Source organism: Pseudomonas sp. EA_65y_Pfl1_P113 (assembly GCF_963970525.1).
GTDB classification, from domain to species: Bacteria; Pseudomonadota; Gammaproteobacteria; order Pseudomonadales; family Pseudomonadaceae; genus Aquipseudomonas; species Aquipseudomonas tritici.
Map to the genome: position 1 here is coordinate 1 of NZ_CAXAQM010000481.1, position 474 is coordinate 474.

The following is a 474-nucleotide window of genomic DNA, read 5'->3' on the forward strand; positions in this document are numbered from 1 at the left end:
TGCGCGTCATCGTCGGCCAGCGCCAGGCCGTGGTCTCGACCAACGATGTCAGCGGCGATGCGGTCACCAAGCTCGCCGAACGCGCGGTGGCGATGGCGCGTGTCGCGCCCGACGACAAATATGTCGGCCTCGCCGACCCTTCGCTGCTGGCGCGCGACTTCCCCGATCTCGATCTGCTCGATTCCGACGTTCCCCCGACCTCCGAGCTCGAGCGCCGCGCGCTCGCGGCCGAGGCCGCCGCGCTCGCCGACGGCGTGCCCGGCTATCGCATCAAGTCGCTCCAGGGCGACGGCATGGTGGTCGCGCCGCAGGCCGATGAATATTTCCCGGTGTTCTACTCGATACAGCCGAAGACCTCGGCGGTCTACGGCATGGACTACGCAACCATTCCCGATCGCCGCGTGGTGCTCGAGCGCGCCCGCGACAATGATCGCATCGCCTCCACGCGCACGCGCCTCTATCAGTCCAATGACG

The 474-nt window shown here is 68.1% G+C and carries 1 protein-coding gene; it reads left to right on the forward strand.

Going from position 1 to position 474, the window contains the following annotated elements; genetic code table 11:
* Positions 1-474, forward strand: a 474-nt coding sequence (locus tag AACY52_RS30680; RefSeq protein WP_339561443.1) for a CHASE domain-containing protein, incomplete at both ends; no start/stop codon positions are given.